The organism is Burkholderia sp. SRS-25, from assembly GCF_004343765.1.
In the GTDB taxonomy this organism is placed as follows: domain Bacteria; phylum Pseudomonadota; class Gammaproteobacteria; order Burkholderiales; family Burkholderiaceae; genus Burkholderia; species Burkholderia contaminans.
This window is the reverse complement of the sequence record NZ_PTXM01000008.1, coordinates 67,478-81,119: the sequence shown is the minus strand read 5'-3', so window position 1 is coordinate 81,119 and position 13,642 is coordinate 67,478. Positions and strand designations below refer to the sequence as shown.

Genomic DNA, 13,642 nt, shown 5'->3' with positions numbered 1-13,642 from the left:
ACACCTTTCTTCGCCATGTCCTTCCAGCCCGCCGCGTCCTACACCATCCGCCTGCTTGCGCCATCCGGCTATCCGCACGACCCGGACGCGATCAATCGCGCGCTCGAACGCCTCAGCACCGCGCAGCATCGCATCGAGAACATCGAGGCGACGCAGCGGCGCTTCCAGCGGTTCGGCGGTACCGACGGCGAGCGGGCAGGCGACCTGAATCGTCTTGCCGATCCGGAGCGGCCGCTGCCGGACATCGCGCTCGCGGTGCGCGGCGGCTATGGCGCGGCACGCGTCCTGCACGGGCTCGACTATCGCGGGCTCGAGCGCCGGCTGAGGGACCAGCCGGTCGCGCTCGTCGGTCACAGCGACTTCACCGCGCTCCAGCTCGCGCTGTACGCGAAGGCGCGCATCAAGACGTTCGGCGGCCCGATGCTGTCCGCCGACTTCGGCGCGGAAACGCCGAGCGACTTCACGATGCAGCATTTCTGGCAGACGCTGACGCAGCCGAGCACGACGATCATCGCCGAAGCGCCGCAGGTGCAGAGCGTGAACGTGACGGGCACGCTGTGGGGCGGCAACCTCGCGATCCTCACGTCGCTCGTCGGCACGCCGTACATGCCCGACATCGAAGGCGGCATCCTGTTCATCGAGGACGTCAACGAGCAGCCGTTCCGGATCGAACGGATGATCTATCAATTGCACCTGTCGGGGCTGCTCGCGCGCCAGCAGGCGCTCGTGCTCGGCCAGTTCACCGGTGCACGACCATTCGAGTACGACAACGGCTACGACATGCAGGCGATGATCGACCAGGTGCGCGCGGTGATCGGGATTCCGGTCGTGACGGGGCTCCAGTTCGGTCACGTGCCCGACCTGCTCACGCTGCCGTTCGGCGCGCAGGCGCAACTGGTCGCGAATGCGCATGGGTTCCGGCTCACGCTGTCGGACTATCCGCACCTCGGTTGAGGCGGGCGCAGTCGATCGAAAGGCGGGGTTCCGCCTTTTTCTTTATGTAAATGCGCAACTAACGGTCAGGTATTTTCGTCGACATCAGCAAGGTCGTGGCCGGATCTTGCACCAGTTTTGTCAACAAAATAACCGGAGGGTATACGACGAGAAGCGCGTCGGCCGTACACCTCAGCCTTGTCATGCATGGATTTGACGCATCATGCACCGGCCGAGGTCGCATCGATGCACGTCGATTGTGCGCAATGCCGGAAAAGAATTGTTGACAATATTTATGTCCGCCCTAGGATGAGGATCATCACACGATGCCGATCATGAACGAGCCCGAATCCCACCCGTCCGGTGCAGCCAGTCCCGAAGCGATCGCCGAGCGGATCCGCACGGCGATCCTCGAGCATCGGCTCGCGCCGGGCGCGAAGCTGACGGAGGCGCAGCTCTGCGAGGTGTTCGGCGTGAAGCGTGGCGCGATCCGCCAGGCGCTCGCGCAGCTCGCGACCGACAAGCTGGTCGATCTCGAGCCGAACCGCGGCGCGTTCGTCGCGAGCCCGACGCTGCAGGACGTGCACGAAGTGTTCGAGATGCGCCGGATCATCGAGCTCGCCGTGGTCGAGCGGCTCGCGACCGGGCCCGGCGCGAAGCGGCTGAAGGGCGTCGCCTCGCTGATCGAGAAGGAACGCAAGGCGTTCCAGCGGCAGGACTTCGCGGCCTGGATCCGCCTGTCGGGCGAATTCCATACGGCGCTCGCCACGCTGATGGGCAATGCGACGCTCAGCGAGTGCCTCGAAGGGCTCGTCGCACGCTCGACGCTGATGTCGGCGCTGTACGAGTCGCATGGGCGCAGCCCGTGCTCGTGCGACGACCACGACGAGATCCTCGGTGCGCTGGAGGCAGGCGATCCGAAGCGGGCGGTGACGCTGATGGCGCACCACCTGCAGCATGTCGAACTGAAGATGCTGGACCGGCCCGCACAAGGGCAGGTCGATTTGCGCGAAGTGTTCGGCGGCGCCTGAGCGGCGACGCGAACCCGGCCACGCGCCACAAGAACGAGCGAAATGCAGGCCCGCGGCGTTGCCGCGGGCCGCTGGTCCGACTCCGGGCGTCGATCCGGAGCGATATCGATGACGGTGGAGCGGCCTTCCGGCCGCGTCAAGGAGAAGTCATGGCTCAGTTCAGTGTGGCGCACGACAGCGCCTATCCGGCGGAAGAAGGCGGCGAGGGCGGCGACCCGACACTGCCGAATGGTTACAGCGAACGTCTGTATAACGAAGATTTGGCACCCCTTAAGAATCAGACGTGGGGTTCGTACAATATCTTCGCGTTCTGGATGTCCGACGTGCACAGCGTCGGCGGTTACGTGTTCGCGGGCAGCCTGTTCGCACTCGGACTGACGAGCTGGCAGGTGCTGATCGCACTGATCGTCGGGATCGGCTTCGTGAACCTGCTGTGCAACCTGATCGCACGGCCGAGCCAGCAGATCGGCGTGCCGTATCCGGTCGCGTGCCGCGCGACGTTCGGCGTACTCGGTGCGAACGTGCCGGCCGTGATCCGCGGGCTGATCGCGATCGCGTGGTATGGCATCCAGACCTATCTCGCATCGAGCGCGCTCGTGATCGTCGTGCTGAAATTCTGCCCGCAGTGGCTGCCTTACGCGGACGTCCATCGCTACGGCTTCCTCGGGCTGTCGGCGGTCGGCTGGGCCGGCTTCATGCTGCTGTGGGTGCTCCAGGCGTTCGTGTTCTGGAACGGGATGGAGACGATCAAGAAGTTCATCGACTTCGCGGGGCCGGCCGTCTACGTCGTGATGTTCATCCTCGCCGGCTACATGGTGTGGCGCGCGGGCTGGCGCAACATCGGCATCAACCTCGGCGGGGTGAAGTACCACGGCGCGGAAGTGATTCCGGTGATGATCACGGCCGTATCGCTGGTCGTGTCGTACTTCTCCGGGCCGATGCTGAACTTCGGCGATTTCTCGCGCTACTGCCGCTCGTTCGGCGACGTGAAGCGCGGCAATTTCTGGGGACTGCCCGTCAACTTCCTCGCGTTCTCGCTCGTCACGGTGATCACCACCGCCGCGACGCTGCCGGTGTTCGGCGAACTGATCACCGATCCGGTCGCGACGGTCGGCCGCATCGACCATCCGACCGCGGTGATCCTCGGCGCGCTGACGTTCACGATCGCAACGATCGGCATCAACATCGTCGCGAACTTCGTGTCGCCCGCGTTCGACTTCTCGAACGTCGCGCCGCGCCTGATCAGCTGGCGTGCGGGCGGGATGCTCGCGGCCGTCGCGTCGATCTTCATCACGCCGTGGAACCTGTTCAACAACCCGGCCGTGATCCACTACACGCTCGATGTGCTCGGCGCGTTCATCGGCCCGCTGTACGGCGTGCTGATCGCCGACTTCTACCTCGTCAAGCGCGGCAGGCTCGTGCGCGACGACCTGTACACGATGTCGGAAAGCGGCACGTACTGGTACACGGGCGGCGTGAACCGCCGCGCGCTTGCCGCACTGTTGCCGGCCGCGGTGATCGCGATCGTCTGCGTGATGGTGCCGGGCTGGCAGGGCGTCGCGAACTTCTCGTGGTTCATCGGCGCGGGGCTCGGCTTCGTGTTCTACCGGCTGCTCGTGAGCGCGAAGGCCTGAGGAGCGTGCGATGAAGATCCGACTGATCAATCCGAACACGACCCAGCGGATGACCGACGCGATGGGCCGCTGCGCGCGCGAGGTCGCGGCCGCCGGCACGGAGATCGTCGCGGTGAGCCCGCCGATGGGGCCACCGTCGATCGAAGGGTATTACGACGAGGCGCTCGCGACGCCGGGGCTGCTCGCCGAGATCGTGCAGGGTGAGCGCGACGGCTGCGATGCGTACGTGATCGCGTGCTTCGGCGATCCGGGCCTGTACGCGGCGCGCGAGCTCGCACGCGGGCCGGTGATCGGCATTGCGGAGGCCGCGATGCATGCGGCGAGCGTGCTCGCGCCGGGCTTTTCGGTCGTCACGACACTCGCGCGCACCTGCGGGATGGCATGGCATCTCGCCGAGCGCTACGGGATGAAACGGTTCTGCCGCAACGTGCGCGCGACCGACGTCGCGGTGCTCGAGCTCGACCGGCCGGGCTCGGCCGCGCGCCGGATCATCGTCGACGAATGCCGGCGCGCGCTCGACGAGGACGGCGCCGACGCGATCGTGCTCGGTTGCGCGGGGATGGCCGAGTTCGCGCACGAGATCGAGCAGCAGATCGGCGCGCCGGTGGTCGAGGGCGTCACGGCGGCCGTCAAGTGGGCCGAGGCGCTCGTCGCGCTGCGCCTCGCGACCGCGAAGCGCGGCGACTACGCGCGCCCGCTGCCGAAGCGCTACGACGGCGCGTTCGCCCGCTTCAGCCCGCCGGACGGGGATGAGGCGGAACCGCTCCCGAATTTGCCGCAACCGCACATACACACCGTCTGACACGCACTATCTGCGCCGCTGTATGGGCGCGTATGGGCGTTTTCGCTACACTGGGCCGTCATCGCATCGGCTTGCGCAGCCGGCCTCAGGCACCTGCGCAGTCGATGCGAACCCATTATTTCAGCGAACTTTCGCCGCACTTCGAACCATGTCACTCGATCCCAACTATCCGCGCGACCTGATCGGCTACGGCCGCCATCCCGTTCAGGCGAACTGGCCGGGGCGCGCCCGCGTCGCCGTGCAGTTCGTGCTGAACTACGAGGAGGGCGGCGAGAACTGCGTACTGCACGGCGATCCGGGCTCCGAGCAGTTCCTGTCGGAAATCGTCGGCGCGGCCGCGTATCCCGACCGCCACATGAGCATGGAGTCGATCTACGAATACGGTTCGCGGGCCGGCGTGTGGCGCATCCTGCGGGAATTCGAGAAGCGCGGGATGCCGCTGACGGTGTTCGGCGTCGGCATGGCGATCGAACGCCACCCGGAGCTTGCGCGCGCCTTCGTCGAGCTGGGCCATGAAATCGCGTGCCATGGCTGGCGCTGGATCCACTACCAGAGCATGACGCCCGAGCTCGAGGCGGAGCACATGCGCCTCGGGATGGAAGCGATCGAGCGCGTGACGGGCGAGCGCCCGCTAGGCTGGTACACCGGCCGCGACAGCCCCAATACGCACCGCCTGGTCGCGGAATACGGCGGCTTCCTGTACGACTCCGACAACTACGGCGACGACCTGCCGTTCTGGATGGACGTCGAAGTGTCGGGCGGCGGCACGTCGCCGCAACTGATCGTGCCGTACACGCTCGACACGAACGACATGCGCTTCGCGACGCCGCAGGGCTTCAACACCGGCGATCACTTCTTCGACTACCTGCGCGACGCATTCGACGTGCTGTACGCGGAGGGCGACGAGGCGCCGAAGATGCTGTCGATCGGCATGCACTGCCGGTTGCTCGGCCGGCCGGGCCGGTTCCGCGGGCTGCAGCGTTTCCTCGATCACATCGAGAAGCACGATCGCGTATGGGTGACGCGCCGTGTCGATATCGCGCGTCACTGGCGTGAACATCATCCGTATCAGCCCAATCATCGAAACGAAGGGAAAGCATGAAGGCGATGCGCTACACGTTGGAACAACTGAACACGATGGCGCCGAGTGCATTTGTCGCGGCATTGTCGGGGATTTTCGAACATTCGCCGTGGGTGGCCGAATTCGCCGCGGGCGAGCGGCCGTTCGCGAGCATCGACGCGCTCCACAAGACGATGTCGGGCGCGGTGGAAACGGCCGGCGAAGTGCGCCAGCTCGCGCTGATCAACGCTCACCCGGAGCTGGCCGGCAAGGCCGCCGTGCGCGGCGAGCTGACCGCCGAGTCGACGCGCGAGCAGAGCGGCGCGGGCCTCGACCAGTGCACGCAGGAAGAGTTCGACAAGCTGCTGACGCTGAACCGCACGTATCGCGAGAAGTTCGGTTTCCCGTTCATCCTCGCGGTGCGCGGCTATGACCGGCACGGCATCATCGCGAACTTCGAATCGCGCGTGAATCACTCGCGCACCGAGGAACTGCGGGCGAGCCTCGACCAGATCTACCGGATCGCGCGTTTCCGCCTCGACGACCTGATCGACGCCTGACATCGCAATGCGGCCTGCTGCGTTGCAGCGGCCTGATCGCCTCACTGAAACAAGGAAACATCATGGCTGTTCCGCTTCTCGATCCCAACGCACCCGACTTCACGCGGCGCTACGTGAACCTGGCCGATCCGCGTCTCGGTGCGCAGGCGCTCGAAGCCAGCGACGATTTCTTCGCGCCGAAGGACCGGATGCTGAACCCCGAGCCGGCCGTCTTCATCCCCGGCAAGTACGACGACCACGGCAAGTGGATGGACGGCTGGGAAACGCGCCGCAAGCGCACGACGGGCTACGACTGGTGCATCGTCAAGCTCGCGCGCCCGGGTGTGATCAAGGGCTTCGACATCGACACGAGCCATTTCACCGGCAATTTCCCGCCGGCCGCGTCGATCGAGGCCGCGTTCGTGGCCGACGGCGCGCCGACGCATGCGACCGAGTGGGTCGAGATCGTGCCGTCGACGACGTTGCAGGGCAACAGCCATCACTACGTCGAAGCGAGCGATGCGCGAGCGTTTACGCACCTGCGCGTGAACATCTATCCGGATGGCGGCATCGCACGCCTGCGCGTGTACGGCCAGCCTCAGCTCGACTGGGCCGGCGCGAGCGCGACCGAGCAGTTCGATCTCGCGGCGATGGAAAACGGCGGTTACGTGGTGGCCGCGAACAACCAGCACTTCGGCGTCGCGTCGAACCTGCTGCTGCCGGGCCGCGGCGTGAACATGGGTGACGGCTGGGAAACCCGCCGCCGCCGCGAACCGGGCAACGACTGGGCGATCATCGCGCTCGCGCAGCCGGGCGTGATCCGCAAGATCGAAGTCGATACCGCGTTCTTCAAGGGCAACTACCCGGACCGCTGTTCGATCCAGGCCGCGTACGTGTCGGGCGGCACGGACAGCTCGCTGATCACGCAGTCGATGTTCTGGCCGGTGCTGCTCGGCGAACAGAAGCTGCAGATGGACAAGCAGCACTACTTCGAACAGGACATCGCGTCGCTCGGCCCCGTCACGCACGTCCGGCTGAACATCATTCCGGACGGCGGCGTGTCGCGCCTGCGCCTGTGGGGGACGCTCGACAAATGAAGACGCTTGCCATCGAACCGCTGACCAAGGAAGCGTTCACGCCGTTCGGCGACGTGATCGAAACCAAAGGGGCGAAGCAGATCCCGATCAACCTCGGCACCACGATCCGCTTTCACGATCTCGCGAAAGTCGACGTGACCGATGAAGACGGCCGCACGCTCGTCAACCTGTTCCGCGGCCAGCCGCGTACGCTGCCGTTCGAAGTGAAGATGCTCGAGCGGCACCCGCTCGGCAGCCAGGCGTTCGTGCCGCTGAACGACCAGCCGTATCTCGTCGTCGTGGCGCCCGCGGGCGATCTCGATCCGGCGAAGATCCGCGCGTTCGTGACGAGCGGCTGGCAGGGCGTCAACTATGCGAAGGGCGTGTGGCATCACCCGCTGATCGCGCTCGGCGGCGTCAGTGATTTCATCGTCGTCGATCGCGGCGGCGATGGCCTGAACCTGAACGAGCAGGACCTGCAGGAATCGCTGTGGCTCACCGACGACGCGCTGCACGCGCTGACGGCCTGAGTCGCCGGCGTTTCTGCCGGCGTCTGACGAAACCCGCGCATCATGCGCGGGTTTTTTTTATGTGCGGCCGGTTCGGCGCGATTCAGGTCGCCGCGTTTTTGCGCGTGTCGTGCGAGCTGCCGGCGCCGCGACGCCGGTTCGCAATCGGTGCATGCTGCGCCATCAGCTCGGCGACCCAGTCGATGAAGACGCGCAGCTTCGCGCTGACGTGCCGGTTCGGCGGGAACGCGATGTACATCGGCATCGGTTCGAGCTGCCATTGCTCGAACAGCGGCACCAGTTCGCCGCGGGCGCGATGCGCGCCTGCCATGTAGTCGGGCAGCCACAGAATGCCCAGTCCGGCGAGGCCCGCCTCGAGGTACGCATTGCCGTCGTCGACCGCGAGCACGTAGCGTCCGCGCACATGGACCTGCTCGCCGTCGCGCTCCATCGCAAACGGCAACGCCTTGCCGGTGCGTGCCCACAGAAAGCCGACGACCCGGTGATGCGTATCCTCCAGCTCGTCCGGATGCGTCGGCGTGCCGGCACGTGCGAGATAGGACGGTGACGCATACACGCCGAGCCGCAGGTCGCCGACGCGCCGCGCGATCAGTGAGCGATCGGTCGGCTCGCCGCCGCGCACGACGCAGTCGACGTTCTCGCCGATCACGTCCACCACGCGGTCGCTCACGCCCATGTCGAGCTGGATGTCCGGATAGCGCGCATGGAACGCGGGCAGCGCGGGGATCAGGATCAGGCGCGCGAACGGGCTCGGCACGTCCACGCGCAGCCGCCCCCGGGGCGACGCGGAGGCGGCGGACAGGCTCGTTTCGGCATCGTCCATGTCGGCCAGCAGCCGCACGACGCGGTCGTAATATGCGGCGCCGTCCGCCGTGACGACGACCTTGCGCGTCGTGCGGTTGAACAGCTTCACGCGCAGCCGCGCTTCGAGCTGCTGCACGAGTTGCGTGACGGTGGTGCGGCTCATGTGCAGCGTCTCGGCTGCCTTCGTGAAGCTGCCGGCTTCCACCACGCGGGCGAACGCCTGCATTGCGTCGAATCGATCCATCGGGTCAGGGCTCCGCGTCGGTCGGAATTGTTTGGTGCGTGCAAACAGTGTTGGACAGGGTTGCCGGTTTATTCGCCGTGCAATGGTCCTTAAAGTGCCTTCATCGTTGATGCCGGGGCGGTTTCGCCCCACAAACCGAAGGAGGTAGGGGATGGTAAAGCGTAGCGTGGTTTTCCCGCCCGGTCGCCAGGCACTGTATGACCGCAACCGCTATTCGCCGGCGGTGCGCTCGAACGACTTCCTGTTCGTGTCCGGGCAGGTCGGCAGCCGCGAGGACGGCTCGCCGGAGCCGGAGCTGGGCGCGCAGGTGCGCCGCGCGTTCGACAACCTGAATGCCGTGCTGCGCGCGGCCGGCTGTACGTTCGACGACGTCGTCGACGTGACCGTGTTCCTCGTCGACCCCGAAGCGACGTTCGAGCGGATCTGGGAGATCGTACCCGACTACTGGGGCGCCGCGCCGCATCCGACGCTGACCGCCGTCGGCGTGACGTGGCTGTACGGCTTCCAGTTCGAGATCAAGGCGATCGCGCGGTTGCCGGAGACGGTCGACGCGTGAGCAGCGCGCTCGGTTCGCGGCGGCGCGCGTCACGGCGCGACCGGCGGCTCCTGTTCGTACGCGCGATGCAGCAGCGCGACGAACGACGATGCGTCGGGCAGTGTCGCCGTGCCGAACCGGCGCACGGCAAGTATCACGTCGTGTATCCGGAGCGCATCCTGGACGATCCGCATACCGCGCGTTGTGCGACTGGCTCGCTGATGAACGCGTTGCAACGATGCGCGCGTAGTGGCGGCGTCTGTGCGTGCTATCGTGCCGGCATCTCCACCGCGCGATGCCCGATTCCGGGCGTGCCTTCGATGAGCCAACCTGAAAGCAACCTCGCGATCCTGCTGAGCACGATGCAGCCCGAGCTGCATCCGGGCGCGTTCGCATTCGTGTCGCTGCCGACCGACGCAGACGTATCGTTATCCGAAGCGATAGCAACGTTCCGCGAGGCGGAAGGGCTGACCGTCGTGGTCGAAGAGGAGGCGGCCGTGCGTCACGGCTGGCCCGTGCTGTTCCGTGCGGCCTGGATCACGCTGACCGTGCACTCCGACCTCGCGGCGGTGGGCCTCACGGCAGCATTCGCACGGGCGCTCGGCGCGGCCGGCATCAGTTGCAACGTGATGGCCGCCGCCTACCACGATCACATCTTCGTGCCGTTCGACGATGGCCCGCGCGCGCTTAATGCGCTCGTCGCGCTCCAGCGCGACGCGATGCGCGGCTGACGCGCGAAGCGCATTCGGAACCCGCAAAAGAACGGGCCCGTCACCGGGCCCGCGAACGGAGAGGACTGCGCCGGAGCACGCCCCCGGCGCACGGCGGCTTACTTGTTCGCGCCACCCTCGAACCAGGCGGCGAGCTTCGTGCGCTCGTCGTCGGTCATGTGCGTGACGTTGCCGATCGGCATTGCCTTCAGGCGCACGGCCTGTTCGTAGATACGCTGCGCATTCTTCGACACTTCGTCCGGCGTGTCGAACATCACGCCTGCGGGCGCGCTGCCCATCAGCGTCGGCTTCGCCGAGTGGCACTCGACGCAGCGCTGCTGCAGGATCGGCATGATGTCGTTGATCACGACCTTCGGCGCGTTCGCGGCCTGCGCTTCCGGCGCGACCGGCTTCGGCGTCGTCCAGACCAGTGCGCCTGCCAGCAGCGCGACGCCGCCGATCGGCAGGTACCACAGCTGCTTGCCGCGGTGACGCATCACGAAGAACTGGCGGATCAGCGCGCCGGCCAGCATGATCAGCACGAGCACGACCCAGTTGAACTTGTTCGTGTAGGTCATCGCGTAGTGGTTCGACAGCATCGCGAACACGACCGGCAGCGTGAAGTACGTGTTGTGCACCGAGCGTTGCTTGCCGCGCTTGCCGTAGATCGGGTTCGGCTCCTCGCCCTTGAGCATCTTGTCGACCATCTTGCGCTGGCCGGGGATGATCACGAAGAACACGTTCGCCGACATGATCGTCGCGAGCATTGCGCCGACGATCAGGTAGGCGGCACGACCCGCGAAGATGTGGCACGCGAGGTACGCGGCGGCGACCACGTAGATGCCGACGCAGATGCCGAGCACGCGGTCGTTGGTGCCGAGGATGCGGCACAGCGAGTCATAGACGATCCAGCCGGCCGCGAGGAAGCCGAGTGCGGACGCGACGGCGACCACCGGGCCCATGTCGAGCACGCTCTTGTCGATCAGGTAGGTGTTCGGCGCGAGCAGGTACAGCACGAAGAACAGCGAGAAGCCCGACAGCCAGGTCGTGTACGACGGCCACTTCGACCAGTGCAGGTCATCGGGCATTTCCGGCGGCGCGACCGTGTACTTCTGCATGTTGTAGAAGCCGCCACCGTGGACGTGCCACAGTTCGCCGAACACACCGCGCTTGCGCTGGTTCGGGTCGGTCGGCGGTTTCAGGCTGTTGTCGAGCGCGACGAAATAGAACGACTCGCCGATCCACGCAATGGCGACGATGACGTGCAGCCATCGCAGCGCGAGGTTCAGCCAGTCGGTGATGAAGCCTTCCATGAAACTCCTCCAGACTCAAATCGTTTGTTTGATGCGGGCGCCGATTCGAATGTCAGCTGCCGCGATAGGTGCTGTACGACCACGGCGACACGAGCAGCGGCACGTGGTAGTGCGAGCCGGTGTCGGCGATGCCGAAGCGGAGCACGACGCGATCGACGAAACGGGGTTCGGGCACCTTCACGCCTAGCGACGCGAAGTAGTCGCCGGCATGGAACACGAGTTCGTATTCGCCGGCGGCGAGCGCGGGGCCTTCGAGCAGGGGTTCGTCGCAGCGGCCGTCGCTATTGGTCAGCACGGTCTTGATCGCGCGGCGCGATTCGCCGTCGAGCGCGTAGAGGTCCACCTTGATTGCAGCGCCGGGACGGCCGTGCGCCGTATCGAGTACGTGGGTAGTGAGCTTTCCCATTCGCAATTGTCCTTGTGTGAATGCGAGGTTCGGCGGCGACTCGATCCATGACTGTGCGGCGGATCGAGGCTCCACGTCACGTGGCTACATACCCGTCGGCGAGATTGAAGCGAGCGCCGTGCAGGCATTGTAAAAAGGTTCCCTGCGCAAATACGGGCGCGATATCAAAGATAATGCGCCGCGCATGAGCGGCTGTCGACGGCTCGCCGGATACGGCTTCCGGCGGGCGTTTCGGGCCTCCGGCGGGGCGTTGCGCGGCGTACCATATCGAAACCGTGAAGCGCGGTATTCCGGATCGCGCATTGTGTGCGGCGCGCGCTTGGGCGATCCTCCCGCCGTGCGCGTCGGCCTGTGGCCCGCGCGTACCCCGAAGACGGCGAGCACGCCGGGTAACCGGGCCAGGGCGTTCGAACGGACGCGGGCACCGGAGCGTGCCGCGATTCAGCGTTCGAACGGCTGTGTGACCGTCCCCAGGATCCACCCCTGGGGGCAGACCGACGCGGAGAACGCATGAACCTCGAGCAGCACGCTGGCGCACGCGCGCCGAACACCTCCTCATCCCGCCCGAAAACCCTGCTGGTCAAGCACGCCGACGTGCTCGTGACCATGGACGACACGCGGCGCGAGCTGCGCGACGCGGGGCTCTACATCGAAGACAACCGGATCGTCGCGGTCGGCCCGACCGCCGAGCTGCCCGACACGGCCGACGAAGTGCTCGACCTGCGCGGCCACCTCGTGATCCCTGGGCTCGTGAACACGCACCACCACATGTACCAGAGTCTGACGCGGGCGGTGCCGGCCGCACAGAACGCCGAGCTGTTCGGCTGGCTCACGAACCTCTACAAGATCTGGGCGCACCTGACGCCCGAGATGATCGAGGTGTCGACGCTCACCGCGATGGCCGAGCTGCTGCAGTCGGGCTGCACGACGTCGAGCGATCATCTGTACATCTACCCGAACGGCAGCCGCCTCGACGACAGCATCGGCGCCGCACAGCGGATCGGCATGCGCTTTCACGCGAGCCGCGGCGCGATGAGCGTCGGCCAGCGCGACGGCGGGTTGCCGCCCGATTCCGTCGTCGAGCGCGAGCCCGACATCCTGCGCGACACGCAGCGCCTGATCGAGACCTATCACGACGAAGGGCGTTACGCGATGCTGCGCGTGGTGGTTGCGCCGTGCTCGCCGTTCTCGGTGAGCCGCGACCTGATGCGCGACGCGGCCGTGCTCGCGCGCGAATACGGCGTGTCGCTGCACACGCACCTCGCGGAGAACGTCAACGACATCGCGTACAGCCGCGAGAAGTTCGGGATGACGCCCGCCGAATATGCGGAGGATCTGGGCTGGGTCGGCCACGACGTGTGGCATGCGCACTGCGTGCAGCTCGACGATGCGGGCATCGGCCTGTTCGCGCGCACGGGTACGGGCGTCGCGCACTGTCCGTGCTCGAACATGCGGCTCGCGTCCGGCATCGCGCCGGTGAAGAAGATGCGTCTCGCGGGCGTGCCGGTCGGCCTCGGCGTCGATGGCTCCGCATCGAACGACGGCGCGCAGATGGTCGCGGAAGTGCGGCAGGCGCTGCTGCTGCAACGGGTCGGTTTCGGGCCCGATGCGATGACCGCGCGCGAGGCGCTCGAGATCGCGACGCTCGGCGGCGCGAAGGTGCTGAACCGCGACGACATCGGTGCGCTGAAGCCCGGCATGGCCGCGGACTTCGCCGCATTCGACCTGCGCCAGCCGCTGTTCGCGGGCGCGCTGCATGATCCGGTCGCGGCGCTCGTGTTCTGCGCGCCGTCGCAGACGGCGTACACGGTGGTGAACGGGAAGGTGGTGGTGCGGGAAGGGCGGCTCGCGACGCTCGACCTGCCGCCCGTGATCGAGCGGCACAACGCGCTCGCGCACGCCCTCGTGGAATCGTCGCGCTGACGCGCCGGCGGGGAGGTCGCGCAGCACGTTGCGGATCGGGTGCGCGGCCGTTGCGGCCACCGCCCGCCGCGGCCACGCGCAACGGCGTGACCGGCGTGACCG

The 13,642-nt window shown here is 66.7% G+C and carries 14 protein-coding genes; 11 read left to right on the top strand and 3 right to left on the bottom strand.

What is annotated here, in order from left to right; genetic code table 11:
* Positions 1-15 precede the first annotated feature (15 nt).
* The 8 genes from ldcA to C5O79_RS12250 all read left to right on the top strand — a co-directional run bounded on the left by ldcA (position 16) and on the right by C5O79_RS12250 (position 7,605).
* Positions 16-954: a muramoyltetrapeptide carboxypeptidase gene (gene ldcA / locus C5O79_RS12285; RefSeq protein ID WP_047850728.1), complete on the top strand. Its 939-nt coding sequence runs from the start codon at positions 16-18 to the stop codon at positions 952-954.
* A 305-nt stretch (positions 955-1,259) separates the two neighbouring features.
* A complete protein-coding gene (locus tag C5O79_RS12280; protein ID WP_039342809.1) occupies positions 1,260-1,964 on the top strand; it encodes a GntR family transcriptional regulator in 705 nt (234 codons plus the stop codon).
* A gap of 149 nt (positions 1,965-2,113) precedes the next feature.
* Positions 2,114-3,598, top strand: coding sequence for an NCS1 family nucleobase:cation symporter-1 (locus C5O79_RS12275; RefSeq protein WP_122474122.1), 1,485 nt, complete (start codon positions 2,114-2,116; stop codon positions 3,596-3,598).
* A gap of 10 nt (positions 3,599-3,608) precedes the next feature.
* A complete protein-coding gene (locus tag C5O79_RS12270; RefSeq protein ID WP_046545951.1) occupies positions 3,609-4,400 on the top strand; it encodes an aspartate/glutamate racemase family protein in 792 nt (263 codons plus the stop codon).
* A gap of 148 nt (positions 4,401-4,548) precedes the next feature.
* A complete protein-coding gene (puuE, locus tag C5O79_RS12265; protein ID WP_039342815.1) occupies positions 4,549-5,502 on the top strand; it encodes an allantoinase PuuE in 954 nt (317 codons plus the stop codon).
* Entirely contained in the window at positions 5,499-6,020 is a 522-nt protein-coding gene (uraD, locus tag C5O79_RS12260) for a 2-oxo-4-hydroxy-4-carboxy-5-ureidoimidazoline decarboxylase (protein ID WP_046545950.1), read from the top strand. Before puuE ends, uraD begins: the two co-directional genes overlap by 4 nt.
* Positions 6,021-6,082: 62 nt before the next feature.
* A complete protein-coding gene (gene alc, locus C5O79_RS12255; protein WP_011352409.1) occupies positions 6,083-7,096 on the top strand; it encodes an allantoicase in 1,014 nt (337 codons plus the stop codon).
* Positions 7,093-7,605, top strand: a complete 513-nt coding sequence (locus C5O79_RS12250; protein ID WP_046545949.1) for an ureidoglycolate lyase — start codon at positions 7,093-7,095, stop codon at positions 7,603-7,605. The genes alc and C5O79_RS12250 overlap by 4 nt, the downstream gene beginning before the upstream one ends.
* An 82-nt stretch (positions 7,606-7,687) precedes the next feature.
* Here C5O79_RS12250 and C5O79_RS12245 read toward each other — a convergent pair whose 3' ends face one another.
* Positions 7,688-8,653 carry a LysR family transcriptional regulator gene (locus C5O79_RS12245; protein WP_046545948.1) on the bottom strand — a complete coding sequence of 322 codons (966 nt, stop codon included), beginning with the start codon at positions 8,651-8,653 and terminating at the stop codon, positions 7,688-7,690.
* A gap of 151 nt (positions 8,654-8,804) precedes the next feature.
* On the opposite strand from C5O79_RS12245, the gene C5O79_RS12240 reads away from it, so the two are divergent.
* Positions 8,805-9,209, top strand: a complete 405-nt coding sequence (locus tag C5O79_RS12240; RefSeq protein ID WP_122474120.1) for a RidA family protein — start codon at positions 8,805-8,807, stop codon at positions 9,207-9,209.
* A 299-nt stretch (positions 9,210-9,508) separates the two neighbouring features.
* A complete protein-coding gene (locus tag C5O79_RS12230; protein ID WP_122474119.1) occupies positions 9,509-9,919 on the top strand; it encodes an ACT domain-containing protein in 411 nt (136 codons plus the stop codon).
* A gap of 98 nt (positions 9,920-10,017) precedes the next feature.
* Here C5O79_RS12230 and C5O79_RS12225 read toward each other — a convergent pair whose 3' ends face one another.
* Positions 10,018-11,211, bottom strand: a complete 1,194-nt coding sequence (locus tag C5O79_RS12225; RefSeq protein ID WP_039342830.1) for a urate hydroxylase PuuD — start codon at positions 11,209-11,211, stop codon at positions 10,018-10,020.
* Between the two features lie 52 nt (positions 11,212-11,263).
* Positions 11,264-11,617 (bottom strand): hydroxyisourate hydrolase, encoded by a 354-nt coding sequence (gene uraH, locus C5O79_RS12220; RefSeq protein WP_046545945.1) that lies wholly within the window; start codon positions 11,615-11,617, stop codon positions 11,264-11,266.
* 510 nt (positions 11,618-12,127) lie between these two features.
* Here uraH and C5O79_RS12210 point away from each other — a divergent pair.
* Entirely contained in the window at positions 12,128-13,540 is a 1,413-nt protein-coding gene (locus tag C5O79_RS12210; RefSeq protein ID WP_046545944.1) for an 8-oxoguanine deaminase, read from the top strand.
* The last annotated feature ends 102 nt before the right edge of the window (positions 13,541-13,642 follow it).

Coding starts and splice junctions, on each gene's coding strand:
- C5O79_RS12210 (WP_046545944.1), top strand. CDS start 12,128: ATGAACCTCGAGCAGCACGCTGGCGCACGCGCGCCGAACACCTCCTCA.
- alc (WP_011352409.1), top strand. CDS start 6,083: ATGGCTGTTCCGCTTCTCGATCCCAACGCACCCGACTTCACGCGGCGC.
- C5O79_RS12245 (WP_046545948.1), bottom strand. CDS start 8,653: ATGGATCGATTCGACGCAATGCAGGCGTTCGCCCGCGTGGTGGAAGCC.
- ldcA (WP_047850728.1), top strand. CDS start 16: ATGTCCTTCCAGCCCGCCGCGTCCTACACCATCCGCCTGCTTGCGCCA.
- puuE (WP_039342815.1), top strand. CDS start 4,549: ATGTCACTCGATCCCAACTATCCGCGCGACCTGATCGGCTACGGCCGC.
- C5O79_RS12250 (WP_046545949.1), top strand. CDS start 7,093: ATGAAGACGCTTGCCATCGAACCGCTGACCAAGGAAGCGTTCACGCCG.
- C5O79_RS12225 (WP_039342830.1), bottom strand. CDS start 11,211: ATGGAAGGCTTCATCACCGACTGGCTGAACCTCGCGCTGCGATGGCTG.
- uraD (WP_046545950.1), top strand. CDS start 5,499: ATGAAGGCGATGCGCTACACGTTGGAACAACTGAACACGATGGCGCCG.
- C5O79_RS12240 (WP_122474120.1), top strand. CDS start 8,805: ATGGTAAAGCGTAGCGTGGTTTTCCCGCCCGGTCGCCAGGCACTGTAT.
- C5O79_RS12270 (WP_046545951.1), top strand. CDS start 3,609: ATGAAGATCCGACTGATCAATCCGAACACGACCCAGCGGATGACCGAC.
- C5O79_RS12230 (WP_122474119.1), top strand. CDS start 9,509: ATGAGCCAACCTGAAAGCAACCTCGCGATCCTGCTGAGCACGATGCAG.
- C5O79_RS12280 (WP_039342809.1), top strand. CDS start 1,260: ATGCCGATCATGAACGAGCCCGAATCCCACCCGTCCGGTGCAGCCAGT.
- uraH (WP_046545945.1), bottom strand. CDS start 11,617: ATGGGAAAGCTCACTACCCACGTACTCGATACGGCGCACGGCCGTCCC.
- C5O79_RS12275 (WP_122474122.1), top strand. CDS start 2,114: ATGGCTCAGTTCAGTGTGGCGCACGACAGCGCCTATCCGGCGGAAGAA.